We start from the raw sequence: 26,686 nt of genomic DNA, 5'->3' as shown, positions 1-26,686 counted from the left end.
TTTGTTAAAAGGGTATCAACTGTAACCGTCATCCTACTAACACAGAATAGTGCTAGAGGGGTGCCGCCTGTTACAGGACACCCTCAACTTATACTAGGTTGTTAAACTATTAATCTAAACTTAATGAACGGAGGTTTTTATCAATTTCCTCTAAACCTTCTTGCACAGTCTTTTTACCTTCGTAGACAGCTGTCATCGTTTGATCAATTGTCGTTCCAATAATAGAGAACTTAGTGATCAAGTGGTTATCTGCTTCTTTACCGTCAACAAATGCACCATCATTAACTTCTTTGATATCCTCAACTGACATACCAGTGATGTCGGACATTTGTTGATACCAATCTTCCATTAAAGTTGCATCGGCCGGAGTAGCTGATGTTGCTTCCATGAATGATTTTGCCGCACCATTTGGATCAGCTAGGAATTTTACAAATTCCCAAGACTCGTCAGGATGTTTACTTTTCGCACTAATATTCCATGGATCTACGTATAGAGTTGCAACACGTCCATCAGCATATGGAATTGGTGCAACTCCCCAGTTAAATTCAGCCGGCTTATACGCCCAGAATCCCCAACCGCCGTTCACAACCATAGCCACTTTACCTGTCATAAATGGATCACCAAGTTGTGAAACTGCGTCAAGTGCAGATGGGTTAGGTGAAACCTTATGTTTATTGATTAAATCAGTAAAAAATTGTAGAGCTTCAGCATTTTTAGGATTATCAAGAATGGCTGGTTCGCCCATGACACCTGTTGTATATGCTTCAGGCTTCCAGAATTCTCCGCCAAATGTCCAAGCTTTACGTGCAGGTGAGTTATTATCTAGCAATCCGTAAACCTTATCGGCACTACTACCAGTATCCTTTGTTAACTTTTTAGCGTAATCAAGAGCTTTATCCCAATTCCAAGAAGTATCATTCCAATCAGTTGGCGGGTATTCTAATCCTGCTTCATCAAACAAATCTTTGTTATAGAATAAGTAGCTTCCAATACCTAACATTGGAATTCCATATATTTTCCCATCAATCTTATAAATATCCATTAAGTGTTCAGGAATTCCACTTAGTTGCTGTGCATCATTTTCTACATAAGTAGTTAGATCTAATAATGCATCCATGCCACGATATGTTGCAAATCCTGAGTTAGCCCAGTTAGAGGACCATACATCTGGTACATTTCCACTTGAGATCATAGTCGTTAAACGTTGGTCAATCTCATCTTGCGGAATCGTTTCCAAATTAACTTTAATGTCTGGGTGCTTTGCTTCAAAATCTTTGATTGTTTGTTTTTCCCATTCAATCATATTGGCATCTGTTCTAACAAGCCAAGTAATTTCTACTTTTTTGCCGCCTTTTTTGCCTCCTGCGGAATCTGAACCTCCACAACCAGTCAATGCAGCTGAAATAACTAAAATAAAAATCATCATGAATACCTTGTAGATACTTGACACTTTCTTCAATCCAATTACCCCCTTTTTTAATGTGTTCCTTTTTGTTACAACAATTTTTTGAATATGCCGAAGGATTTTGAGCAAAACCACCTCCTTAATTTCCAAAACCATTACTTTCTTCCTGGGTACAGAAAACCCCAATGACAAAATACCCACGAAAGCGATTACATTTTTTAATCAATTAAAGATTCAAACTATTTTTCATAAATATTATCATATGTTTTCTAGAAATGGAAGATTATTTTTTTAATTATGAAAATCATGTTGTAAAAATCAATGAATATTGTCATTTTACTTCAGTTACTTTGTATAAAATGTTTTTAGTGGAATAGTTTTTGAGATTAGAAGTTTTGTGATTAATAAAGTGGTTATTGTGAAGTAGCAATTTATCATTAATGGTCTTTAAGGGAAAAATATGAAATTGTTGAAGGAATTATGCCATTTTTAGCATTCCAAAAGCAATAGGCGAAAAGTAACAGATATATATCAACTTGAAAGGTTATGATGAATTTAACACGATCTTTAATTCATTTATTAGCCTGTCTCTCTCTTTATCTATGTCTGGAACACCTAATCAGATGGGCCGCTGCCTTCTGCTGGAAGTTCTTTCACCTACCTGCAGCCAACATCTAGGAATAACTTCCCATTCCGCAATCCTTCATGAGGAATGAAATTAGGCTCTCTATTTAATAACGTTTGCTACCATATTAGCCCTTTTTCAATTTCGCTTACACGAACTTGAAGTGTTATTTCAAATACCAATTTTCAAGACCTCCAATAGCAAATCTTAAAATCTATACTCCTGTTTACACACTATCCCGTATTCGAGATAGACCAACGCTTCTCCCAAGCCAACCGCACACCCTATACAAGCCAAAAGATCTTTTGCTGAAGCTGTATACCTTGCTCCTTTAGCAGCAAAAGTGTTCCTTCCTTGCTCCCTTCAGGAACTTGTGAAAAAGTATATATACCTCCATTATGTAAAACGCCTCCCATAATCGGCCTTTGGTCGGGATTGGGCGTGGAAACAGCCCTACAAAAACCAAGCCTTTAAATGTAGGAGGCGCCTTTATATAACAAGTTATGGATGGAGATGATGTTGATTGGACAGGATTACTATTCCTATCTTTGTATATAGTAATATATTGATATAAAAAATCAGATTTGCTTTTAAAATGTTGCGGAAATTGTCCTACAAATTGGTTAAACCTTGAGCTAAAAGAGCCAATACTTTTATATCCAACGTTTAACAAAGATTTCAGAATCAAGTTTGATGGTTTCGATAAAATTTCCTTGCTCCCCTCAATTCTTAACGCTGATAAGAAATGCCTTGGCGTTACCCCCGTTGCTTCCTTAAAAGCCCTTAAAAAATGGTACGTGCTGTAGCCAAATTTAGCAGCGACTCCTCGGAAGTAGTTTCTTCTCCCAAATGATTTTCATATATTCAATCGATTTTTCAACAGCATTTAAAAGCCCCTATCCATGCTTATCACCTATGACTCTATTTCTATAAGAAAAAATATTCATCCAAAGAAATAAATATATTACAATATATTTTCAGATTCTTATCCTATTTTAACTTTTAAATCGGCTTGCCAAAAAGGATAAATCGATAAAGTATTTCCATTTTCAATAGTCACTTTACATAATTTTGGGTATTATAAAAGTATATACAAGCATATTTTAAAAAGACCGCTGGTGTGGAACACTACGCTTACCTAAAAGCACAACGCGGTCCATCCAATAGAAGGTTCCCTCCTAGGGCAATCGGCTATGAGAAGGAAATTAACTCACCCCTTATGCTTGGAGGCTCAAGGGTGGGTTATTTTTTTGGTCCAGTTTGTAGCATTGCCACGAGTAAGCCTGCAAAGGTACACGCAAAAATCAACGCTTCAAAGACCGACACAAGCACTCCCCCTTTCTATAGAGGTATGCTGACCACCCTTGAGAAACCTATTCTATTGTTTTTCAATTATATCACTATTCTGATAATGAGTCTGGGGTTTTCTTCCAAATAGGATGATTGTCATATATAAAATTTATTCAGTTGGGTCTTCGATACTGTAGATAGGGAATTACATTTTTGTCTACATAATGTATTTCCGCTTACTTCTTACATTGGAGTAAGAGGAAAAGCGGTGAACATACTTTAAGATTACCTTTTTCTTGAAAGTCTATTTAATTATCCTCGAAATGGAACTATTAAAAAAGTATTTGAATTAGTAGAATATAGATAACAACAGGAATTTACTGCAAGTTAATCTCTTAAGGAGGAAAAAAATGGAGCATTATGTTCGATTAATTCCGTACCAAGTGATTGAACTAGCAGAAATGGTAAACGAAGTTCCTAAAGGTGTAGAATTGATACAGGCACCTAAGATTTGGAACGATACTAAGGGAAAAGGTGTTACGGTTGCTGTCTTGGATACGGGTTGTGACATCACACATCCCAATTTACAAGGTCAGGCTATAGGCGGGCGGAATTTTACGGATGATGATGGCGGCAATCCCGATATCTTCAAAGATTACAATGGGCATGGAACTCATGTTGCCGGAACAATTGCTGCTAAGCAGAATGATAATGGTGTAATCGGTGTCGCTCCTGAGGCAAACTTACTGATCCTAAAGGTATTGAATAAAAATGGCTCAGGAAAGTATGAATGGATTATCAATGGGATTAATCATGCCATTGAACAAAAGGTAGATATTATCTCCATGTCGCTTGGTGGACCAAATGATATCCCTGAACTTTATGGAGCAGTCAAAAAGGCTGTCACTAATAATATTCTCGTAGTTTGTGCAGCAGGAAATGAAGGAGACGATGACGATTCAACAGATGAATTCTCCTTTCCAGCTAGCTATAACGAAGTCATTAGCGTGGGTGCAGTGAATCTTGAGCGGCGCTCTTCCAATTTTACCAATTCCAATAATGAAATCGATTTAGTTGCTCTAGGTGAAGCTATTCTATCTACGTATTTAAACGGGAAATATGCCACTTTAAGTGGGACTTCCATGGCAGCTCCCCATGTTTCAGGAGCACTTGCCCTCATAAAGAATCTGGCGAACAACTATTTTGGACGGGAGCTAACAGAGCCTGAGCTCTATGCCCAATTAATTAAAAGGACCGTGCCTTTGGGGAACTCTCCAAAGCTTGAAGGTAATGGGCTGGTGTATTTAACAGTTCTGGAGCATTTGGCTAATGTCTTTGATCAAGAATTTTTGAATAAAGTCTTTTACGAGATGAGTGTTTAAAGAAGTTATTTTCCTAAAGATAAAAGCCGGTTAATTCCTTATTTCTAAGGAATTGACCGGCTTTTTAAAAAATTAATATTATATATAGCTATCTGAGCATAAGCCACAAGTTCCCATATAAAAACAATGTGGTGAAATCCTTCATTAGAATGGAACAAAATGATGACGTTACTAAATGTTTTTCAAAATAAAAAACCACCAAATATGTATTTGGTGGAGACGGAGGGAGTCGAACCCTCGTCCAAGAACATCGCCACTTAAGAGTCTACGAGTGTAGTCGATATATTGTTATTTCGCGTCTTCTTCCGCCTATCGACTGGCATCCGAAACGCTAGCCTGATTGATCTCTTCCATGGTCCCCAGGCGGAGGACTTCCGGCGTATCCCACTTAGAGTGAGTCCCTTACCCTACCACATGGGCGATGGAGGGAGGAACCGCTATCGACTGTTATTAAGCAGCGAAAGCGAAGTTGTTGTTTTCTTTGCCAGTTATTATTGGCTTTGACGTTTTTACGAGGACGATCCCCTCGACTCGCAACCTAAGCTCGAACTATCCCTGTCGAATCCGTAACGTCCCCATGATAAGAAGATGTTTTTTCGGTTAAGACCTAGCAAAACATCTGAGGTGTTACATTGATTATTATAACATACGTTCGCAAAATTTCAAGGTATTCTCTTTGGTATTACATACCATTCATCTGTTATTGTTCTGTATTTTCTCCTGTACCTTCCAGTTTTTCCACTAAGGACTGCATCTTTAAAAAAATCCGATAATATCCATAAAATGATAAATAAGCAATGATTGAACCCATGCAAAATGGAATAAAAACAGGAATATATTTGATCAACAGAAATATGAACATTCCACTTAATAATGCTATCAAAATTGTGTAATGAGGATTTCCAATCGCCAACAATATTGATTTTATAAACGAGTCCTTTAATTTTGCTTGGAAATGAACCGTGTCGGAAAAGAAATGAACAGAAAAAGTAAAAAGGAAAATTGTAACTGCTACATAAAAATAAAATGAAATTGAACCAATTTCAACACCCGACGTTAAATAATTATAAAGCCATGCTGACCATATTGGAACAATAATGAAGCCGCCCAACAAGCTTTTTATATAGTTTTCTTTATAATATTTCCAATATGAACTTATAAGCGGCATAGCACTTTTTCCCAAAATCCAATCTCTAACTACTCCAAACATCGCCGTCGTTGCAGGAAAAAAGAAAAAAGGTGCTAAAACTGCAATTGTAATAACAATTAATTGAAATTTTTCAAACGTGTCTGCGTATAATAAAATTAGCACAAAATAAACAATCGGCAAATTAAATACTAACCAAACAATATTCGTGACAGCAAATTTCATAATCCATTCCGAAAAAACGAGAAGTATCCTTGAAAAACCTGTGTATCCCATGATGTCCCCCTTGAACAATATTTCTTTTCTTAGAATAACATAAGGGCCCTGCCTCAGCACGTATATAGAGTGTCAAATATTCGACACTCTATACAGTTTGAAGCGGGCCTTTTTTACCGGCTATTAATTACCAGCCATTTTCGCTTTATTTTCTTGCCATTTTTGAGTTTTGAATTCCAACAATTTGTCGTATCCAACTGCTTGAGCATCTTTTTCTGCTTCGTCAAGAATTTTTATGACTTCCTCATCGCTTTTTGCGTGAATTGATTTCGCTCTAGCCTCGTCATAAATATCGTTAACTCGTTGTTCAATTAACCCTTCTTCAGAATCCGGCATTGGAGAAAGATTTACAAACTCCGTTGTATTATATTGTGTTTTCCAAGTGATTTGAGATTGATATCTTGTAGCCCAGTTTTGTTGCTCTTCTGGCAGCGTCATCTCAAATGCGGATTTGGATTTATCAATGTATACTGTATTTCCAGCCCATTGAAGTGGATCAGTTGTTTGCATTAATTTATCTCGCTCAGTTACATCAGTAACAAATTTATCTGTGAATACAGGTGCTTCATCGATTCCATCAACAGCGTGTGTTCCTTCCCAATACAAGCCTTCAGGTCCCCAGAAAATATGACGTTGACCTTCTGGTCCAGTATACCAGTCAAGGAAAGCAAAGATAGCTTCAGGATTTTTTGCTGCTTTGGTGATGACACTTACGTTCCAGCCAAGTTGTGACCAGCTTCCAGTCCAGATTTTTTCTTTATCTAAGCCTTCTTTATGGAATGGCCATACCATTTTAAGACCTGCATCTGGATCTTGCTCTCTTAAAAGAGAGTCTGCCAAGTTAGAGTTAACAGTTGGGCTGCTTCCTGCATAAACAGCAAATTTACCAGTCATTACTTTTTCTTTTACTTGATCCGCAGTTTGCGTTAGAGCATCTTGTGAAATAAGTTTTTCACGGAAAAGCTTGCTCACATATTGCATAGACTCACGATAAACAGGATCTGTAAAAATTGAAGTTAGCTTGTCTCCTTGTGGAACAGCACGCATTCCTACATAGGCTGTCGTATGGTCTTCACCAAAAGCAGAGTAAAGGATATCAAGTCCATCTCCTTGGCCTGGCTCATACGGAACAATATCAGGATACTTTTCTTTGATTTGTTTCAAATAAGCATAAAGATCTTCCGTTGTTTCTAACTTTGGAGAACCTAGTTCTTTATACATTTTTTCATTTACAACGTAACCAGAGTTACCATTTGGCTGCGATGTATACCAGTTAGGAAATTGATAAATATGTCCATCTTCAGCGCGAAGCATGTTAAGTGTAGATTCGCCCGCCCATTCCTTAAGGTTTGGATATTTTTCAATGTACTCGTCAAGAGGTACAAGCATTCCGGCTTCACGAAGTTTATCTACATCTGGCCCGCGATCCATCCAGATAACATCGGGAAGTTCATTACTAACGATCATCGTATTGAACTTTTGTGCAGCATTACCACCAGAGCTGACAGATTTCACATTAACTTTTTTGTTTTCTTTAATCCATTTTGAAGCGATATCTTCGCCCCAAGTTGGCATTGTGTACCAGTCATAATGACCGTACATTGTATATTCTAGCTCGTCCTCACCAAGAACGAAGCCTTCGCTCTTACTATCGGAATCTTTAGATCCGCCGTTATCATTGCCATTGCCGGCACTGTCTTTAGAACAGCCGGACAATACGGAAAAGACCATTAGTAGAGCGACTAGAGATAAAGTAAAGAACTTCATCTTATTTCCCATTCTTTTTCCCCCTTGATTATCCTTTGATGTATATTTAAAGCTTGCGCCTTAAACCGAATGAAACTGCCTCCCCTAAGTGAAGCGCTTACTTATCAAAAAAGAAAATCAACATCTGGTCGCGTTTGTACATATGCTTTCCTTAGTTTTTAATCATGTAATCCTTTTCAAAGGATTTGTTGAAAACGTGTACAAATTTAGATGTTGTTATTATCATTTTAAGCTTGGTATAACAAGTAGTCAATATAATTTTAAATAGAATTGTAGAATATTGTTGAATATATAATTGATAAAAGCAATATATATAATAGATGTCGAATTTATAAAATACTAAAAAGACCACTTCAGTATATATTTCTGAAGTGGTCCTAAACTCAATCGGCTATTAATTACCAGCCATTTTAGCTTTATTATCTTGCCATTTTTGAGTTTTGAATTCTAGCATTTTGTCATATCCTACAGCTTGTGCATCTTTTTCAGCTTGGTCGAGGATTTTTAGAACTTCTTCTTCGCTCTTCGCATGAAGTGCTTTTGCTCTTGCTTCATCATAAATTTCATTCACACGTTGTTCTGCCATACCTTCTTCTGTTTCAGGAAGTGGAGAAAGGTTGGAGAACTCGGTACCATTTGCCTGTGTTGGCCAAGTAATAGTCATTTGATATCTAGTTTCCCAGTTTTGTTGTTCTTCTGGCAACGTCATTTCAAATGCTGTTTTCGATTTATCGATATAAACAGTATTACCAACCCATTGGAAGCTGTTTGTTGTATTCATCAATTTAGCTAGGTTTTCAACATCTGATAAATATTTATCAGTAAATACAGGTGCTTCTGCAATACCGTCAACAGCTTGTGTTCCATCCCAGTATAGGCCTTCTGGACCCCAGAAAATACTACGTTGACCTTCTGGACCTACCATCCAGTCAAGGAAAGCAAAGATTGCTTCAGGATTTTTAGCCGCTTTCGTAATAACACTTACGTTCCAGCCAAGCTGATTCCATGTTCCCGGAGTGATATTTTCTTTATTCAATCCTTCTTTATGGATTGGCCAGATCATTTTTAAACTTGCATCCGGATCTTCTGCTCTTAATTGAGTATGAGCCAAGGCTGCAGATTCAGTAGGCGAGCTATCTGCAAATACCGCAAATTTACCTGTAACAATTTTTTCTTTTACTTGTTCAGCAGTTTGAGTCAAAGTATCTTGTGAAATCAATCTTTCACTGTAAAGTTTATTCATATAAACCATTGATTCTCTAAATACAGGATCTACAAAGATTGAAGTTAGTTTATCACCATTTGGAACAAAATGATTGCTCATGAATAGGTTTGGATGTTCTTCTCCAAATGCAGAGAATAGAACGTCTAGTCCGCCACCTTGTCCTGCTTCAAATGGAACAACATCTGGATATTTTTCTTTTACTTGTTTCAAATATGCATAAAGATCATCTGTTGTTTCTAATTTTGGTGAACCAAGTTCTTTATAGATTTTCTCATTTACAACATAACCTGTATTACCATTTGGTTGTGTTGTATACCAGTTAGGAATACTATAAACATGTCCATCTGGAGCACGAAGCATGTTAAGCGTGGATTCTCCAACCCATTCCTTAATGTTTGGATATTTCTCAATATATTCATCAAGTGGAACGAGCATATCAGCTTCACGAAGTCTGTCTAAGTCGGCGTTACGATCCAACCAAATGACGTCAGGAAGGTCATTACCAACGATCATTGTATTGAATTTTTGTGCAGCATTACCACCAGAACTGACAGGTACTACATTAACTTTTTTATTTTCTTTAATCGCTTTTGTTGCTGCGTCTTCACCCCAAGGTGGCATAGTGTACCAGTCATAGTGACCGTACATTGTGTACTCTAGCTCATCTTCACCGAGGACAAAGCCGCTTTCACTAGTGTTGCCGGAATCTTTTGATCCGCCGTTTTCATTGCTATTTCCATCGCCGGCACTGTCTTTAGAACAGCCGGACAATACGGAAAAGACCATTAGTAGAGCGACTAGAGATAAAGTAAAGAACTTCATCTTATTTCCCATTCTTTTTCCCCCTTGATTATCCTTTAATGTATATTTAAAGCTTGCGCCTTAAACCGAATGAAACTGCCTCCCCTAAGTGAAGCGCTTACTTATCAAAAAAAAGAAAATCAACATCTGGTCGCGTTTGTACATATGTTTTCCTTAGTTTTTAATCTTGTAATCCTTTTCAAAAGATTTTTTGAAAACGTATACAAACTTAGATGTTGTTATTATCATTTTAAGCTTGATGTAACAAGTAGTCAATATAATTTTAATAGAATTGTAGAATATTGTTGAATATATAATTGATAAAAGCAATCTATATAATAGATGTCGAATTTATAAAATACTAAAAAGACCACTTCAGTATATATATTTCTGAAGTGGTCCTAAACTCAATCGGCTATTAATTACCAGCCATTTTAGCTTTATTATCTTGCCATTTTTGAGTTTTGTATTCTAGCATCTTGTCATATCCTACAGCTTGAGCATCTTTTTCAGCTTGATCGAGGATTTTTAGAACTTCCTCTTCACTCTTCGCATGAAGTGCTTTCGCTCTTGCTTCATCATAAATTTCATTCACACGTTGTTCTGCCATTCCTTCTTCTGTTTCAGGAAGCGGAGATAGATTTTGGAATTCAGTTGAGTTCATTTGAGTCTTCCAAGTGATACTCATTTGATATCTTGTATCCCAGTTTTGTTGTTCTTCTGGCAATGTCATTTCAAATGCTGTTTTGGATTTATCGATATAAACTGTGTTACCAACCCATTGGAAGCTATTTGTTGTATTCATTAATTTAGAAAGATTTTCAACATCTGTTAAATACTTATCAGTAAATACAGGTGCTTCCGCAATACCTTCAACAGCTTGTGTTCCATCCCAATATAGGCCTTCTGGTCCCCAGAAAATAGTACGTTGACCTTCTGGACCTACCATCCAATCAAGGAAAGCGAAGATGGCTTCTGGGTTTTTAGCTGCTTTCGTAATAACACTTACGTTCCAGCCAAGCTGACTCCATGTTCCTGGAGTAATTTTTTCTTTATTCAATCCTTCTTTATGGATTGGCCAGATCATTTTCATGCCCGCGTCTGGATCTTGTGATTGTAATTCTGTATGGGCAAGGCTTCCATGTTCTGTAGGAGAGCTATCTGCGAATATAGCAATTTTACCCGTAACAACTTTTTCTTTTACTTGTTCAGCAGTTTGTGTCAATGTATCTTGTGAAATTAATCTTTCACTGTAAAGCTTGTTCATATAAACCATAGCTTCTCTAAATACAGGATCCGTAAAGATAGAAGATAGTTTATCACCATTTGGTACAAAGTGGTTACTCATGAAAAGGTTTGGATGTTCTTCTGCAAATGCAGAGTATAGAACGTCTAGTCCGCCACCTTGTCCTGCTTCAAATGGAACAACATCTGGATATTTTTCTTTTACTTGTTTCAAATAAGCATATAGATCATCTGTTGTTTCTAGTTTAGGTGAACCAAGTTCTTTGTAAATTTTCTCATTTACTACATAACCAGAGTTACCATTTGGTTGTGTTGTATACCAGTTAGGAATTGCGTAAACATGTCCATCTTCAGCACGAAGCATGTTAAGAGTAGACTCTCCAACCCATTCCTTGATGTTTGGATACTTCTCAATATACTCATCAAGCGGAACGAGCATATCTGCTTCACGAAGTCTGTCTAAGTCTGCATTACGATCCAACCACATTACATCTGGAAGGTCGTTACCAACAATCATTGTGTTGAATTTTTGTGCAGCATTACCACCAGAACTGACAGGTACTACATTAACTTTTTTGTTTTCTTTAATCCATTTAGTTGCTAAATCTTCACCCCAAGGTGGCATAGTGTACCAGTCATAGTGACCATACATTGTGTACTCTAGCTCATCCTCACCAAGAACAAAGCCGCTTTCACTAGTGTTGCCGGAATCTTTTGATCCGCCATTGTCGCCGCTTTTGCTATCGCCGCCGGCACTGTCTTTAGAACAGCCAGACAATACAGCGAACGCCATAAGCAGAGCAACTAGAGATAAAGATAAAAACTTAATCTTGTTTCTCATTTCTTTTCCCCCTTAAATATTTTTTAATATATATTTAAAGCTTGCGCCTTAAACCAAGTTGATTATCCTTTCAAAGAACCAACCAATACCCCTTTAACGAAATACTTTTGAACGAATGGGTATACACAGATGATCGGTATCGTTGCGACCATCATTGTCGCCATTGATAGGGATTTTGTTGAGACTGATTTCATTTTCTGCATATGAGCTGCAGCGGTTGAATCCGCTTGCGCCATTTGCTCAGTCATAATGTTGGAGCTAAGGATTTGCTGTAGCATCGTTTGGATTGGAAGTAGTTTTTGATCTGAGATATAGATACTCGGAGAAAACCAATCATTCCAGTGATACACAGCTGTAAATAACGATAATGTTGCGATAACCGGACCGGATAGCGGAAGGACGATTCGGAAGAATGTTCCCCAGTATCCACATCCATCAATTTTTGCGGATTCTTCCAGTCCTGCAGGCAAGCCTTGGAAGAAAGTCCGGAAGATAATCATATTCCATACACTGACTAAGCCTGGAATGATCATGACCCAAAATGTATTGAATAGTCCCAATCCTCTAATCAATAAGAAGGTAGGGATCAAACCGCCACTGAAAAACATTGTGATGACACAGAAAATCATATAGTAGTCACGACCAATTAATTCTTTCCTCGACATCCCATACGCAAAGATTGCAGTAAACATGACGGCTGTCGCCGTTCCAATCACGGTACGGAGAATGGAGATGAAAAATCCATTCAAAATACGCGAATCTTGGAAAACGATCTCATAGTTGTCCAAGGAGAAAACCCTTGGCCAAAAGGTGATTCCACCTTTCATCGTATCGATTCCGCTGTTAAACGAGATGACCAATGCGTTCCAGAACGGATAAAAGGTGACAAAAGCTAAGATTGTAAGCACGATGTAAATGGTGATCGACATGACGCGATCGCCCGTTGTCATTTTTAACATGTGGTATCCTCCCCTTTTTTGGCTAGCTCCAGCGTCTATCGACTAGCAAACTTCTTGTCCTACTCTCTACGATAAGTCAAAGTACCTGAAGTTTGTACGTCGATGAACAGACGCTTCCGCTTTTCTTTTTACCATAGACTCGACCCTGCTCTTCTTGACAAGAAGTTTGCCAATGTGAGCAAGCCTACACTGATAATGGCTTTAAATAAACCGACAGCGGTTGCATAAGAAAATAGTGAGTGCTGAATACCTCGACGGTATACGTACGTATCCAAGACATCCGCTACATCCCTTACAACAGGGTTAGAGCCTAAAAGGAGAATATCCTCAAAACCAGCATTCAATAAGTTTCCGATTGCCAAAATCATGAAAATTAAAATGACCGGCAAGATGGAAGGAATCGTAATCAAGTAAATTTGTTTGAATCTATTTGCACCATCCAGTGCTGCTGCTTCATAAAGCTGTGTATCGACACCCGCAATGGCGGCCAAATAAACGATTGAACCAAAACCGATATCTTTCCATACATTCGTCGTAACTAAAATCGTCCAAAAATATTGTGGAATGCTTAGGTAACTAATCGGTTCATCAATCGCACCAATCTTTTCCAAAGCGATGTTCAAACTTCCATTATCTGTAGACAATAGTGACATGACGAAACCTGACACGATAACCCAAGATATGAAGTGAGGTAAATAACTCACTGTTTGGACAATGCGTTTAAAGAACATATTCCTTACTTCATTCAGCATTAGAGCCAAAATGATTGGCGCTGGAAATCCAATGAAGAATTTAAGGAAACTGATCACAAGCGTATTTCTCATGACTTGTGTAAACTCAGGAGCGGTAAAAAACATATTAAAATGTTTCCAGCCAGCCCATGGACTTTCCGCGATTCCTTTGAAAATGTTGTAATCCTTAAACGCCATTATAATTCCGTACATCGGAATGTAGCTAAAGATGAAAATGAAGATAATGGCAGGGATAACCATTAATTGGAGTTCCCACTGACGTGCTATTCTTAAGAAAAGCGATTTCTTTTTTGGCATGATTACGATATCTTTATTTACAACTGCCTTTTCCATATCGTCTCCCCCGATTATATCTTGATGTTTTTACCTTTTTTAGAAAACTCTAATTTAATAACGCTTACTTTATTTAGTAAATAAAAAGGTTGAAAAGTTTGTCGAAAATCCCTCCTTAGATAATTCGGAAATTTTAGCGCTTCCATTATGATTGTGCCCTTTTTCCTATTTCACTAGATTCATAGTTTAGATTTGAAATCCCTTTCAATCTTATTATGAAAGACTCTACCATGGTAAGCAACAGTATTCTCCTGTTTATTTTTATAAACAATGAAAAAAACTGGTATTTGTTATTATCAGTTTAAACTTGGTATAACAATTAGTCAATATATTTTTAAAAATTTGTAATATCTTGTAGTCGAAAAGAAACGAGGACTTTAGACTTATTTCGATACACCCTTGTTTTTATAATAAAAAAATAAGGTCTTTAGTTTATTTCAAAACTAAAGACCTTAATATTTTACACTTTCTGCTGCTCTCGGAAAGCTCTCTCTATGTCACGTTTCGCCTCTTTTTGTTTTAAATCCTCGCGCTTATCATACTTCTTTTTCCCTTTTCCAAGCCCTATCAATATTTTAGCAACACCATTTTTTAAATATATCTTTAAGGGGATGATTGAGTATCCCTGCTCTTTTGATTCACCAATAAGTTTATTTATTTCTTTACGGTGTAATAATAACTTCCTTGTTCGAAGTGGGTCATGATTGTAACGATTTCCTTGTTCATAAGGACTAATATGTGCATTATGTAAAAATAACTCTCCATTTTGGATCCTTGCAAAAGAGTCTCTTATATTTACCTTGCCTGCGCGAATTGATTTGATTTCAGTTCCTTGAAGGACCATCCCCGCTTCATACGTATCTTCAATAAAATAGTCGTGATTAGCCCTTTTGTTTTGGGCTATTAACTTTCCTTCCCCTTTTGGCATTAATCTTTCCTCCTTGGCTAACCGAACTGCTTTATATTATACAATAAATTGAAAAAGGTTAGAAGCGGGACCTCCAACCTTTTCATTTCACCGTTTTGATCTACTGCGCTTTTTACGATTTTTAGCAGGTGCATTGTCATATGATTTTTTCTTTTTCTTTCTTGGCGGTCTTGTAGACCATTCCTCACTTTCAACCGAACCTTGAGGACCAGTAGAAGGTGTTTTAGCTTTTTTACCGGATTTAAGATTGACAATTTTTGTTTGTGGCGTTTCATCAGAACGGCGGCGGTTACTTTTCATCCCGACAATTTCAAAATCAATATCATGTTCATCTTTATTCACTTTAATGACACGAACAGTAATCTCATCACCAATTCTAAAAACATTTCCGGTCCGCTCGCCAATCATCGCCAAATGACGTTCATCATACCGATAGTAATCATCTGTCATATAACTAACATGAACAAGCCCCTCAATTGTGTTGGGAAGTTCAACGAATATGCCAAAATTAGTTACAGAGCTGATTATTCCATCGAACTCTTCACCGATTTTGTCTTCCATAAATTCTGCTTTTTTCATTTCATCTGTATCGCGTTCGGCATCAACAGCACGTCGTTCACGTTTTGAAGAATGGTCTGCAATCTCGGAAAGATGTGCATGCCATTTTGCCCGAGTAGCTTCATCTAATTTCCCCTCGATTAAATACGTTCGGATTAATCTGTGTACAATTAAATCCGGATATCTACGTATTGGGGATGTAAAATGAGTATAGAATTTTGTTGACAACCCAAAGTGCCCTATACTTTCAGGATTGTATTTTGCTTGTTGCATCGAACGCAACATAACGGTCGAGATGACCATTTCTTCGGGCTTGCCTTGTACTGATTCAATAATTTCTTGCAAAGCTCTTGGATGGACAGAATTCGCCGTTCCTCTAACAATTAATCCGAAGTTCGTAATAAATTCGAAAAAACGTTGCAGCTTCTCCTCTTTCGGGTCTTCATGAATACGATAAATAAAAGGAACATCAAGCCAGTGAAAATGCTCAGCAATCGTTTCATTTGCAACGAGCATAAATTCTTCGATGATTCTTTCCCCAATGGATCGTTCTCTAATCACTACATCAGTTGGTTTTCCTTCGTTATCCACAATGACTTTCGCTTCTTTAAAATCAAAGTCAATCGCGCCGCGTTTCATTCTTTTATTTTGTAGAACTCCTTGTAATTCTTCCATAAGTTCGAACATTGGAACGAGAGGCTCATATTTTGACCTAAGTTCCTCATCTTTATCAATCAAAATATGATTAACGTCCGAGTATGTCATTCGCTCCGTTGTTTTAATGACGCTTTGGAAAATTTCATGATTAACGACTTCTCCATGTTTGTTCAATTCCATCTCGCAGGATAGTGTAAAGCGGTCGACTTTTGGATTAAGTGAACATATGCCATTAGATAAACGATGAGGGATCATGGGAATGACCCGATCGACTAAATAAACACTTGTCCCCCGTTCAAAGGCTTCTTGATCAATAGGAGAGCCTTCTTTTACATAATGGCTGACATCTGCAATATGGACACCAAGTTTGTAGTTTCCATTTTCCAATTTAGATAGTGTCACAGCATCGTCCAAATCTTTTGCATCGGCACCGTCAATCGTTACAATGACTTCGCCACGTAAATCTCGCCGCTTCGGTATTTCACTTTCATCTACCGTATCAGGGATACTATTAGCTTGTTCCAACACTTCATCAGGAAACGCAAGCGGAAGCCCGTGTTGATGAATGATGGATAATATATCGACTCCTGGATCATTTTTATGACCTAAAATTTGAATGATTTCGCCTTCAGCATTTTTTCGATCTTCAGGAAATGCAGTAATTTTAACAACCACTTTATGCCCTTCTATTGCACCCATATTGGCATTTTTAGGGATAAAAACATCATCGGCAATTTTCTTATCATCTGGAATAACAAAACCAAAATGACGGCTTTCAATGTATGTACCAACGATTTCCTCAGAACCGCGCTTTAGGATGCGAATGACAACACCTTCACGTCTAGACCCCGATGTTTCATTGGTGACCCTTACTAAAACACTATCTCCATGCATAGCACCATTTTTTTCATGTGGTGGAATAAATACATCATCAAGCCCTGCTTCGTCCGGTATAAGAAACGCGAATCCTTTAGCATGCCCTGAGAGTGTCCCACGTACAAGATTCATTTTCTCGGGTAGACCATATCGATTACTTCTTGTTCTTACAACGAGTCCCTTTTCCTCCATTTGCACAAGGGCTTTTACGAGATTTTTAAATTCACTCGCATCTTTAATTCCAAAAGCTTCTTCTAATTCTTGTACTGTAAGGGGTTTATACGCTTCTTCTTTCATATACGATAAAATTTTATTGAAATCCAGTTCTTCCATTCTTCTGTCCTCCTTGTTCACCTATTCAGACCAGTCAAGCCCATCAAGAAAATGTAAAATATCTTCATGCAGCATTTCTTTTTCAGGACCAAGTGTGATCACATGTCCCGAGTGTTCATACCATTTTATGTTCTTATGTACAGATTCGGCTTGTTCATAAATAATATTCGCACTGTTTTCATTTATCATTTTATCGTTGCGCGCTTGAACAACGAAGAGCGGGGCATATGTCATGTCAACGTTATCGCGAACTCCTGCGATTAATTGTTGGAGCGCTATTAACGTTTTCATCGGGTTTTTTTTGAATTCCTTCATTTCTAGTGAAATTTGTTCTTCCGACTTTCCTTCGAATTGTTTATATTCCTTTGCATAATCTAAAATTCCCTTATACATGACTTCTTCACTTTTAATATACATTGGTGCACACATTGGAATTATTCCCTTTACTGGTACAGTGTAACCTAGTTTCAGAGAAAAAACCCCACCTAATGATAGACCGGCCACCGCGATTTCTTCATATCCTTTATCTTTTAAAAAATGATATCCAGCTAATACGTCCTTCCACCAATCGTCTGGTCCAGTAGAAATGAGCTCTTCGGGTGGAACTCCATGACCTTTATATTGTGGAGCATGGCTTGTATATCCGTTTTTTTCAAGAAAGCGGCCGAGTTGTCTAACATCAGCGCTATTCCCCGTAAATCCATGCAGTAAAAGAACTGCCCTTTTTCCCGCTTCAAATGTAAAAGGCTGCGGAGGTTTAATTTTCATCATGTAAAAACACCTGCTATTCTGTTAGTCAATATAAGTTATTTTTAACAAAGTACCGGGGAACAATCCAGAAATATGATTTTAATTGTTGGATGATACCTGCAATTTTTCGCATTTAGTTTGTTGAAGGGATGAAGGCCCGGAATCTACACTTTTCGTTCTCGTAATTGCACTTTGCGAGAACGAAGGCACAGGATCTATACTTTTCGTTCTCACATTTGCACTTTGCGAGAACGAAGGCACAGGATCTACACTTTTCGTTCTCGTAATTGCACTTTGCGAGAACGAAGGATCAACTACGGCACTTTTCATTCCCGAATCCCCTATGAAAAAAAGAAAAACCTGGCCTCTGCTTAGACCAGGTCGAATTCTTTTATACTTGAAAAAATGTAACGGCAATCGTTAATAGGAAAAACAATACGGACAATATAACCGTAATTCGGTGGAGAACAAGATCCATTCCTCGTGCCTTTTGCTTTCCAAATAACTGCTCCGCTCCGCCGGAAATGGCTCCGGATAGTCCTGCGCTTTTTCCTGATTGTAATAAGACAACGGCAATAAGTGCAATAGAAACAATAATTAATAATGTGATAGCTAATGTATGAAGCATTTTAAAAGTACACCCCCTGATACGAACATAAGAAGATACATTAAATGTATCACAAATATATACTGTTGTACAAGTACAAAAAAAGAGCCAGTACTTAAAGTACTGGCCACCTTCAAATATTACTTAATATTGTAAAACGTTTTTGCACCTAAATATTGTGCTCGATCTTCTAGCTGATCCTCAATGCGAAGAAGCTGATTGTATTTTGCAACACGGTCTGTACGTGAAGGCGCACCTGTTTTAATTTGCCCTGCATTAGTAGCAACAGCAATATCTGCAATTGTGCTATCTTCTGTTTCACCAGAACGGTGGGAGATGACAGCTGTGTAGCCCGCGCGCTTCGCCATTTCGATCGCATCAAATGTTTCAGTCAGCGTACCGATTTGGTTTACTTTAATTAGAATGGAGTTTCCTACTCCTTCTTCAATTCCGCGAGAAAGTTTTTCTGTATTTGTTACAAAAAGATCGTCGCCGACAAGTTGAACTTTTTTACCAATGCGCTCAGTTAATAGCTTATGGCCAGCCCAGTCATTTTCATCAAGTCCATCTTCAATGGAAACGATTGGATATTTGCCAACAAGCTCCTCATACCAGTCAACCATTTCTTCAGAACTTCTAACGATTCCTTCGCCGCTTAAGTGGTATTTTCCATCCTCTTTGCTGTAAAGTTCAGAAGATGCTACGTCCATCGCTAATTTCACTTCTTCACCTGGTTTGTATCCTGCTTTTTCAATAGCTTCCATGATTGTTTCAAGAGCTTCTTCATTGGATTTCAAGTTTGGAGCAAATCCACCTTCATCCCCAACAGCTGTATTAAGGCCTTTATCTTTTAATACTGATCTAAGGCTGTGGAAAATTTCCGCACCCATACGTAATGCTTCTTTAAAAGTAGGAGCTCCTACAGGCATAATCATGAATTCTTGAATATCCACGTTATTGTCCGCGTGTTCGCCGCCGTTTACAATGTTCATCATTGGTACAGGAAGCTGCTTCGCATTGAATCCACCTAAATATTGATACAATTCAATACCTAATAAATCTGCTGCTGCACGAGCTGCTGCCATTGATACACCTAGAATGGCATTCGCACCTAGTTTTCCTTTATTATCTGTTCCATCAAGTTCGATCATTGTTTTATCGATACCTACTTGATCCGTTACATCAAAACCAATAATTGCTTCAGCGATAATATCATTGACGTTATTTACGGCCTTTTCTACACCTTTACCAAGGTAACGACCTTTATCTCCGTCACGAAGTTCTACAGCTTCATATTCACCTGTTGAAGCACCGCTTGGAACTAAAGCACGACCGAATGCTCCTGATTCTGTGTAAACTTCAACCTCAATTGTTGGATTACCGCGGGAGTCCAGTACTTCGCGTGCATATACTTGAGTAATGAATGGCATGAATAATCTCTCCTTGTTTATAATTTTTAGACAACTACTATTATTCCTCAATAAGTGTCGAACCTGTCATTTCTTTTGGTTTTTCTAAATTCAATAAATCGAGCATTGTTGGTGCAAGATCTGCGAGAATCCCACCATCTCTTACTTTTACATCATTTTTTGTGATGATAACCGGAACAGGATTCGTCGTATGAGCTGTCATCGGTGTGCCTTCAAGAGTGACAACTTCATCTGAATTACCATGGTCCGCTGTAATGATGGCAGTGCCACCTTTAGCAAGAATCAAATCGACGACCCTGCCAAGACATCCATCAACCGCTTCAATTGCTTGGATTGTCGGTTCAAGCATACCGGAATGACCAACCATATCAGGGTTTGCAAAATTTAAAATGATAGCATCGAACCGGTCATCTTCAATTTGTTCACATAGAGCGTCGGTAACTTCATAAGCACTCATTTCTGGTTTTAAGTCATACGTTGCGACTTTCGGTGAATTAATTAAAATTCGTTGTTCACCTGGGAATGTTTCTTCTCTTCCACCACTCATAAAAAATGTGACATGTGGATATTTTTCAGTTTCAGCAATTCTAAGCTGTGATAAACCATTTTCAGAAATGACTTGTCCGATCGTTTGATCAAGATTGACCGTTTTAAATGCAACGTATCCGTCGACTGTTTCAGAAAAATGAGTCATACACACAAAGTAGAGATGCTTAGGACGACCTTCTCCTCTATCGAAAGCCAGAAATTCATCGTTCGTAAATACATTTGAAATTTGAATCGCACGATCCGGTCTAAAATTATAAAAGATAACTTCATCTTCATCATCGACCGTTGCAATCGGTTTTCCATCCTCATCGATCATCACGGAAGGAATAACGAATTCATCAAAAATTCCATGATCATACGAATCTTTCACCATTTCTAGTGGATCAGAATAAACAGGACCATCACCGTATGACATGGCACGATAGGCTTTTTCAACGCGATCCCAGCGTTTATCTCTATCCATTGAATAGAAACGACCGGAAATGGTGGCAAACTGGCCCACACCGTATTCTTTCATCTTTTCCTGTGTTTCTTTTATATATTTTTCAGCAGTTTGCGGACCAACATCCCGACCGTCTAAAACTGCATGGATATAAACATCTTTTATGCCTTCGTCAGCGGCAAGTTTTAGCAGAGCGAATAAATGATTAATATGGCTGTGAACTCCACCATCCGAAAGCAGTCCGAAAAGATGTAATTTCTTTCCGTTTTTCTTAACATGTTCAATTGCATGCTGGAATGTATCATTTTTTTCAAATTCGCCGTTGCGTATGGCGACATTAACACGCGTCAAACTTTGATAAACAATACGTCCTGCCCCTATATTCAAATGGCCAACCTCGGAATTTCCCATTTGTCCTTCAGGTAGTCCCACCGCTTCACCACATGCTGTAAGCTGGTTATGTGGATACGTATTCCAATAACGATCGAAATTAGGCTTTTTTGCTTGGGCAACCGCATTTCCCATTGTTTCTTTGCGACAACCAAATCCGTCTAGGATGATGAGTGCCACGGGTGCTTTTTTACTCATTAAATAGCCGCCTCCAGTAACTGGAGAAATGAGCTGGACTCCAGACTTGCACCGCCTACTAGAGCACCGTCGATATCTGGTTGATTCATATATTCTTTAATATTCTCGGGTTTTACACTGCCGCCATACTGAATCCTAACAGCATCAGCAGCAGATTTTGAAAAGTTTTTCTCTACCACTTTGCGAATATGAGCACAAACTTCATTTGCATCTTCTGCGGTGGATGATTTGCCTGTTCCAATTGCCCAAATTGGTTCATAAGCAATCACTGTTTCTTTTACTTGATTTTCAGACAATCCTTGTAATGCCTTCTCCACTTGCTTTTCAACAAGCACTTTTGTTTCATTGTTTTCTCTTTGCTCCAATGTTTCACCTACACAGACAATCGGGATCAGCTGGTTGTTAAAAGCAGCATGAGTTTTTTGATTAACCGTTTCGTCTGTTTCAGCAAACATTTCTCTTCTCTCTGAATGGCCAAGAATCACGTAAGAAACACCTAGATCTTTTAGAGCGACCGGGCTAATTTCCCCTGTAAAGGCACCATTTTTTTCAAAGTGCATATTTTGCGCCCCTACTCCAACATCTGTACCTTTAAGAACATCTACTAATTGGCCAAGGAATAATGCAGGTGAACAAATAACTGAATCCACTTGATCCTTTGCAGGTACTTTATCTTTTACTTCATTAGCAAAATCTAAAGACTCCTGTAGCGTCTTATTCATTTTCCAATTTCCGGCAATGATTGGTTTTCTCATTTTTCTTCATCCTTTCAAAAACCGACTTATTTATCATTCAGTGCGGCGACACCAGGCAATATTTTACCTTCCATAAATTCAAGAGAAGCTCCGCCGCCAGTAGAAATATGGCTCATTTGATCAGCAAGACCAAATTGCTCGACTGCAGCTGCTGAGTCACCGCCGCCAATGACAGAGTATGTATCTTTCGCCTCAGCAAGTGCTTGTGCGATTGCTTTCGTTCCATTTGCAAATGGCTCCAACTCAAACACACCCATCGGTCCATTCCAAATGACAAGCTTAGATTCTTGGATCACTTTTTGATAAAGTTCCCGAGTTTTCGGTCCGATATCCAATGCTTCCCAATCTGAAGGGATTTCCTCTACAGAAACGATTTGCGTATTCGCATTTACTGAAAAATCATCCGCTACAACTACATCCATTGGCATGTAAAAGTTAACGCCTTTTTCTTTTGCCTTTTCGATAAAAGAACGTGCGAGATCTATTTTATCTTCTTCTAATAATGACTTTCCTACCTCATGGCCTTGCGACTTAATAAACGTATAAGCAAGCCCACCGCCAATAATAAGATTATCTACTTTATCAAGTAAGTGTTCGATAACACCAATTTTATCTTTTACTTTTGCTCCACCGATGATTGCAGTAAATGGGCGTTCTGGATTTGAAAGAGCTTTTCCAAGCACTTCTAATTCCTTATCCATTAAAAATCCAGCAGCTGATGGAAGAAACTTTGCAATTCCTTCTGTTGAAGCATGTGCTCGATGTGCAGCACCAAATGCATCGTTAACATACACATCAGCCAATTCTGCAAATGATTTTGCAAGTTCCGGATCATTTTTTTCTTCACCCGGATAGAAACGTACATTTTCAAGTAAAATGATGTCCCCTTCTTGCAGGTTTGAAATTTGTTGTTTTACATTTTCTCCAAAAGCTTCATCAGCCTTCGCAACTTCTTTATTCAATAATTCACTTAAACGTTCCGCAACAGGTGTAAGCCTTAATTCTTCTTTCACTTCACCTTTTGGCCTTCCAAGGTGACTCGCCAAAATAACGATAGCGCCTTGCTCCGACAAAAATTGAATAGTAGGCAACGCCGCTTTAATACGCGTATCATCCGTTACTTTTCCTTCATTCATCGGAACGTTAAAATCCACACGACAAAATACACGTTTTCCTTTTACATCAATATCTTTAATTGATTTTTTCTCCATCGCGCTAACCTCCCTTAATTAGAAAAGCGGAAGCGCCTGCTTATCGACGTACAGGCCCGCAGGATGCGGGTCCGTCGACGTTGCCACAGGAAGTGGCGATTTTAGTCGACGGTCTTCTTTCGGCCCAAGACTTGCGATAAAGGAAACACGACGAGGAACGAGTCTGGCTTCCTTATCGTAGGGAAAAGGACAAGAAGTTTGCTAGTCGATAGGCGCTGCAGCTAGACATAAATTTGAAAAAAGAGAGGGGATTGGATCCCGCTCCCCATTGTTCATTATAATTCTCGTATCGCTAATTATCCAATTATTCGAGTGATTCTTACAGTCCTTGCTTTGCAATGTAAGCTGCAAGGTCAACAACACGGTTAGAATATCCAGTTTCATTGTCATACCATGAAAGAACCTTAACCATATTGCCTTCCATTACCATTGTTGATAATGCATCAATTGTAGAAGAATGAGTATCGCCATTATAATCTGTAGATACAAGTGGCTCTTCAGTGTATGCCAAGATACCTTTTAATTCGCCTTCAGCTGCTTCTTTAAGAGCTGTGTTTACTTCTTCAGCTGTTACTGATTTTTCAAGTTCTGCAACAAGGTCAACAACGGATACGTTTGGTGTAGGAACACGCATTGCCATACCGTTAAGTTTACCTTTTAACTCAGGAAGTACAAGTGCTACAGCTTTAGCCGCTCCTGTTGATGTAGGGATGATATTTTCAGCTGCCGCACGTGCACGACGATAATCTTTATGTGGAAGATCAAGAATTTGTTGATCATTTGTATAAGCATGTACAGTCGTCATCATACCGCGTACAATGCCAAATTTGTCATTTAACACTTTTGCAAATGGAGCAAGACAGTTAGTTGTACATGATGCATTTGAAAGTACATGATGATTTGCAGCATCATATTTGTCTTCATTAACACCCATAACAATCGTTAAATCTTCACCGCTCGCAGGTGCGGAAATGATAACTTTTTTAGCTCCTGCTTCAAGATGTTTTGCAGCGTTATCGCGATCTGTAAAACGACCAGTTGACTCAACAACGATATCAACTCCAAGGTCTCCCCAGCCAAGTTGAGCAGGGTCACGCTCTGCCAAAACTTTAATACGTTGTTCGCCTACAACAATTGTGTCACCATCAACGGATACTTTTTCTTCCAGTTTTCCGTGAACTGTGTCGTACTGTAATAAATGGGCAAGCATGTTCGCATCTGTCAAGTCATTGACCGCTACGATTTCCACTTCTGGATTATTGAGTGCTGCGCGGAATACGTTTCTCCCAATTCTTCCGAAACCATTAATACCAACTTTTACTGTCATGATAAATATCCTCCTTTAATTTCATGCAATAATTTTATATTTAAATGGGTCCATCAAGAAAGCTGCTGACAATTTTCATGCCAACGGCAATCTACGAATGCCCTTTTAAAACCTCTAGTGCTGCACCTTCGTCAGTTATAAGAACCGTTGTTTTCGGTGCACCTTTCAAATAGGCCTTAATTGCTTTTGCTTTCGATTTCCCGCCAGCTGCGGCAATCACAAACGGCTTATCGTGCAAGTCGGAAATTTGCATGCCAATAGTGGGTACTTTATGTACTATTTCCCCATTTTCATTAAAATAATAGCCAAATGCTTCACCAACTGCATTTTCTTCTATTATTTTTTTCATGGCAGCTTTATTGGTCCTTCTCCTGCCAGCCATAGTCAAGGCATCGCCAATCCCGTGAAGAACAATATTTGCCGATTTAATCATGTTTAAAACTTCTATGATCGCTGGTTCTTTAAGCAATGAATGATACACTTCAAGACCTACTTCATCGGGAACATATAAAACTCGATGTGAACCACCTGTCTTTTCCGCCATCGTCGCACAAATGACATTGGCTTGGTTTTTCACATCTTCTCCAATCCCTCCACGAGCGGGTACGAAAAAAAGATTCTTTCCATCTCCCATATCACTAGAGAGCATTTCAGCGGTACAAGCCATTGTAGTTCCACCTGTTACAGCAATAATGTTTCCCTTCCGAAGATGTTTGCTTAATGCATCCGCTGCTGCTTTACCGATCTCCTCTTTCACGAGCGGCGTTTCATCACTGTCCCCCGGAACAATCACAACGTTTCTGACGCAAAGTACTTTTTTTAAGCTCTGCTCCATTTTACTAATGCCGGTTATTTCCCTCATCATTTCATCAAGTTCCAACAGCAATTTCGTACCTTTAGGAGTTACCATCATTCCAGCCGTTTTTATCGTAATGAGTTGGCGGGCTTTCAGAAATTCCGCTTCGCTTCGAAGGACACGTTCAGTCATGCCTAGCATATCAGCTAATGTTCTCCGTCCAACCGGTTCAGTTAAACGAATCGAACGTAAAACTTGATAACGTTTCTGCATAACTGAAAGCATATCAGGAACGAGTTGAGTTTGAATTTTTAATAATGAGTGCATAATCATGGCTCCTTTTAACGCAGGTCAAAATATGTCCCGGTAAGACATATTGCGTCCCATCACCAGCAAAAAAAATGGTTCAGTAGCTAATTTTTATTTTAGCACTCGACTTAAGATAATTCAAATTAAATGATTTAATTTTTCCTCAATTGTGATTGGATCAATCAAGCCATATTGTACAACCTCTCCCGCAACTTCAACAACAGGTATCATTAAACCATATTGTTCTGTCCATTCGTCATTCGTATCAATATCCCTTTCGATAATTTGAAATTGATGCTCTCTCTGAAGTTGTTGGAGGATCAATTTTGCATCTACGCAAAGAGGGCAGCGATTTCGAGTATAAAAAATGATTTGCATTTAGTTCACGTTCCTTTTAGCTATAGATTTCACATTTTCATTATAGCAATCTTGAAAAATAAAGTCCTCCTATATTGTATTGAAAGATCTACTATAAAGATAAATACAATATTTATTATAAAAATGACCCTAGTACCCATTCTT

General features: G+C 38.4%; 20 protein-coding genes, 1 other RNA gene and 1 pseudogene. 1 reads left to right on the top strand and 21 read right to left on the bottom strand.

The annotated features are described in order from the left end of the window. Positions 1-109: 109 nt before the first annotated feature. Both NQ185_RS12590 and NQ185_RS20355 read right to left on the bottom strand, forming a co-directional pair. Entirely contained in the window at positions 110-1,450 is a 1,341-nt protein-coding gene (locus tag NQ185_RS12590; RefSeq protein WP_257582240.1) for an ABC transporter substrate-binding protein, read from the bottom strand. A 911-nt stretch (positions 1,451-2,361) separates the two neighbouring features. Continuing rightward, positions 2,362-2,838, bottom strand: a pseudogene (locus tag NQ185_RS20355) (helix-turn-helix domain-containing protein); the annotation flags it as partial. Positions 2,839-3,730: 892 nt separating this feature from the next. On the opposite strand from NQ185_RS20355, the gene NQ185_RS12585 reads away from it, so the two are divergent. Next, positions 3,731-4,702, top strand: a complete 972-nt coding sequence (locus NQ185_RS12585; RefSeq protein WP_257582204.1) for a S8 family peptidase — start codon at positions 3,731-3,733, stop codon at positions 4,700-4,702. 211 nt (positions 4,703-4,913) lie between these two features. Here NQ185_RS12585 and ssrA read toward each other — a convergent pair. The 19 genes from ssrA to NQ185_RS12490 form a co-directional block, all read right to left on the bottom strand. After that, positions 4,914-5,279, bottom strand: a transfer-messenger RNA (tmRNA) gene (ssrA, locus tag NQ185_RS12580). Positions 5,280-5,402: 123 nt separating this feature from the next. After that, on the bottom strand, positions 5,403-6,125 hold the full coding sequence (locus NQ185_RS12575) for a YesL family protein (RefSeq protein WP_257582203.1): 723 nt from the start codon (positions 6,123-6,125) through the stop codon (positions 5,403-5,405). Positions 6,126-6,248: 123 nt separating this feature from the next. Beyond that, positions 6,249-7,904 (bottom strand): extracellular solute-binding protein, encoded by a 1,656-nt coding sequence (locus tag NQ185_RS12570; protein ID WP_257582202.1) that lies wholly within the window; start codon positions 7,902-7,904, stop codon positions 6,249-6,251. Positions 7,905-8,286: 382 nt separating this feature from the next. After that, positions 8,287-9,951 carry an extracellular solute-binding protein gene (locus NQ185_RS12565; RefSeq protein WP_257582201.1) on the bottom strand — a complete coding sequence of 555 codons (1,665 nt, stop codon included), beginning with the start codon at positions 9,949-9,951 and terminating at the stop codon, positions 8,287-8,289. Positions 9,952-10,336: 385 nt separating this feature from the next. Next, complete coding sequence (locus NQ185_RS12560) at positions 10,337-12,004, bottom strand: extracellular solute-binding protein (protein WP_257582200.1); 1,668 nt, start codon at positions 12,002-12,004, stop codon at positions 10,337-10,339. A gap of 62 nt (positions 12,005-12,066) precedes the next feature. Continuing rightward, positions 12,067-12,963 carry a carbohydrate ABC transporter permease gene (locus NQ185_RS12555; protein ID WP_257582198.1) on the bottom strand — a complete coding sequence of 299 codons (897 nt, stop codon included), beginning with the start codon at positions 12,961-12,963 and terminating at the stop codon, positions 12,067-12,069. Between the two features lie 128 nt (positions 12,964-13,091). Next, positions 13,092-14,012 (bottom strand): ABC transporter permease, encoded by a 921-nt coding sequence (locus tag NQ185_RS12550; protein ID WP_257582239.1) that lies wholly within the window; start codon positions 14,010-14,012, stop codon positions 13,092-13,094. A 496-nt stretch (positions 14,013-14,508) separates the two neighbouring features. Beyond that, positions 14,509-14,976, bottom strand: a complete 468-nt coding sequence (smpB, locus tag NQ185_RS12545) for an SsrA-binding protein SmpB (RefSeq protein WP_257582197.1) — start codon at positions 14,974-14,976, stop codon at positions 14,509-14,511. Between the two features lie 87 nt (positions 14,977-15,063). Next, positions 15,064-17,400 (bottom strand): ribonuclease R, encoded by a 2,337-nt coding sequence (gene rnr, locus NQ185_RS12540; protein ID WP_257582196.1) that lies wholly within the window; start codon positions 17,398-17,400, stop codon positions 15,064-15,066. Positions 17,401-17,421: 21 nt separating this feature from the next. Continuing rightward, positions 17,422-18,168, bottom strand: a complete 747-nt coding sequence (locus tag NQ185_RS12535) for an alpha/beta hydrolase (protein ID WP_257582238.1) — start codon at positions 18,166-18,168, stop codon at positions 17,422-17,424. Positions 18,169-18,249: 81 nt separating this feature from the next. Beyond that, entirely contained in the window at positions 18,250-18,480 is a 231-nt protein-coding gene (locus tag NQ185_RS12530; protein WP_257582195.1) for a hypothetical protein, read from the bottom strand. Between the two features lie 61 nt (positions 18,481-18,541). Beyond that, on the bottom strand, positions 18,542-18,778 hold the full coding sequence (gene secG, locus NQ185_RS12525; RefSeq protein WP_257582194.1) for a preprotein translocase subunit SecG: 237 nt from the start codon (positions 18,776-18,778) through the stop codon (positions 18,542-18,544). Between the two features lie 119 nt (positions 18,779-18,897). Then, positions 18,898-20,187: a phosphopyruvate hydratase gene (gene eno, locus NQ185_RS12520; protein WP_257582193.1), complete on the bottom strand. Its 1,290-nt coding sequence runs from the start codon at positions 20,185-20,187 to the stop codon at positions 18,898-18,900. A gap of 40 nt (positions 20,188-20,227) precedes the next feature. Further along, complete coding sequence (gene gpmI, locus NQ185_RS12515) at positions 20,228-21,766, bottom strand: 2,3-bisphosphoglycerate-independent phosphoglycerate mutase (RefSeq protein WP_257582192.1); 1,539 nt, start codon at positions 21,764-21,766, stop codon at positions 20,228-20,230. Continuing rightward, the gene (gene tpiA / locus NQ185_RS12510; protein WP_257582190.1) at positions 21,766-22,521 is read right to left on the bottom strand and encodes a triose-phosphate isomerase; all 756 of its coding nucleotides are present in this window, start codon (positions 22,519-22,521) and stop codon (positions 21,766-21,768) included. Before tpiA ends, gpmI begins: the two co-directional genes overlap by 1 nt. 26 nt (positions 22,522-22,547) lie before the next feature. Next, on the bottom strand, positions 22,548-23,732 hold the full coding sequence (locus tag NQ185_RS12505; RefSeq protein ID WP_257582188.1) for a phosphoglycerate kinase: 1,185 nt from the start codon (positions 23,730-23,732) through the stop codon (positions 22,548-22,550). Positions 23,733-24,051: 319 nt separating this feature from the next. Continuing rightward, positions 24,052-25,059, bottom strand: a complete 1,008-nt coding sequence (gene gap, locus NQ185_RS12500; protein WP_257582187.1) for a type I glyceraldehyde-3-phosphate dehydrogenase — start codon at positions 25,057-25,059, stop codon at positions 24,052-24,054. A gap of 91 nt (positions 25,060-25,150) precedes the next feature. Continuing rightward, positions 25,151-26,182 (bottom strand): sugar-binding transcriptional regulator, encoded by a 1,032-nt coding sequence (locus NQ185_RS12495; protein ID WP_257582186.1) that lies wholly within the window; start codon positions 26,180-26,182, stop codon positions 25,151-25,153. 120 nt (positions 26,183-26,302) lie between these two features. Further along, the gene (locus NQ185_RS12490) at positions 26,303-26,542 is read right to left on the bottom strand and encodes a glutaredoxin family protein (RefSeq protein WP_257582184.1); all 240 of its coding nucleotides are present in this window, start codon (positions 26,540-26,542) and stop codon (positions 26,303-26,305) included. Between the last annotated feature and the right edge of the window lie 144 nt (positions 26,543-26,686).

It is taken from the genome of Lederbergia panacisoli (assembly GCF_024626525.1).
Lineage (GTDB): Bacteria > Bacillota > Bacilli > Bacillales > Bacillaceae_C > Lederbergia > Lederbergia panacisoli.
This window is presented reverse-complemented; position numbering and strand designations above follow the sequence as displayed.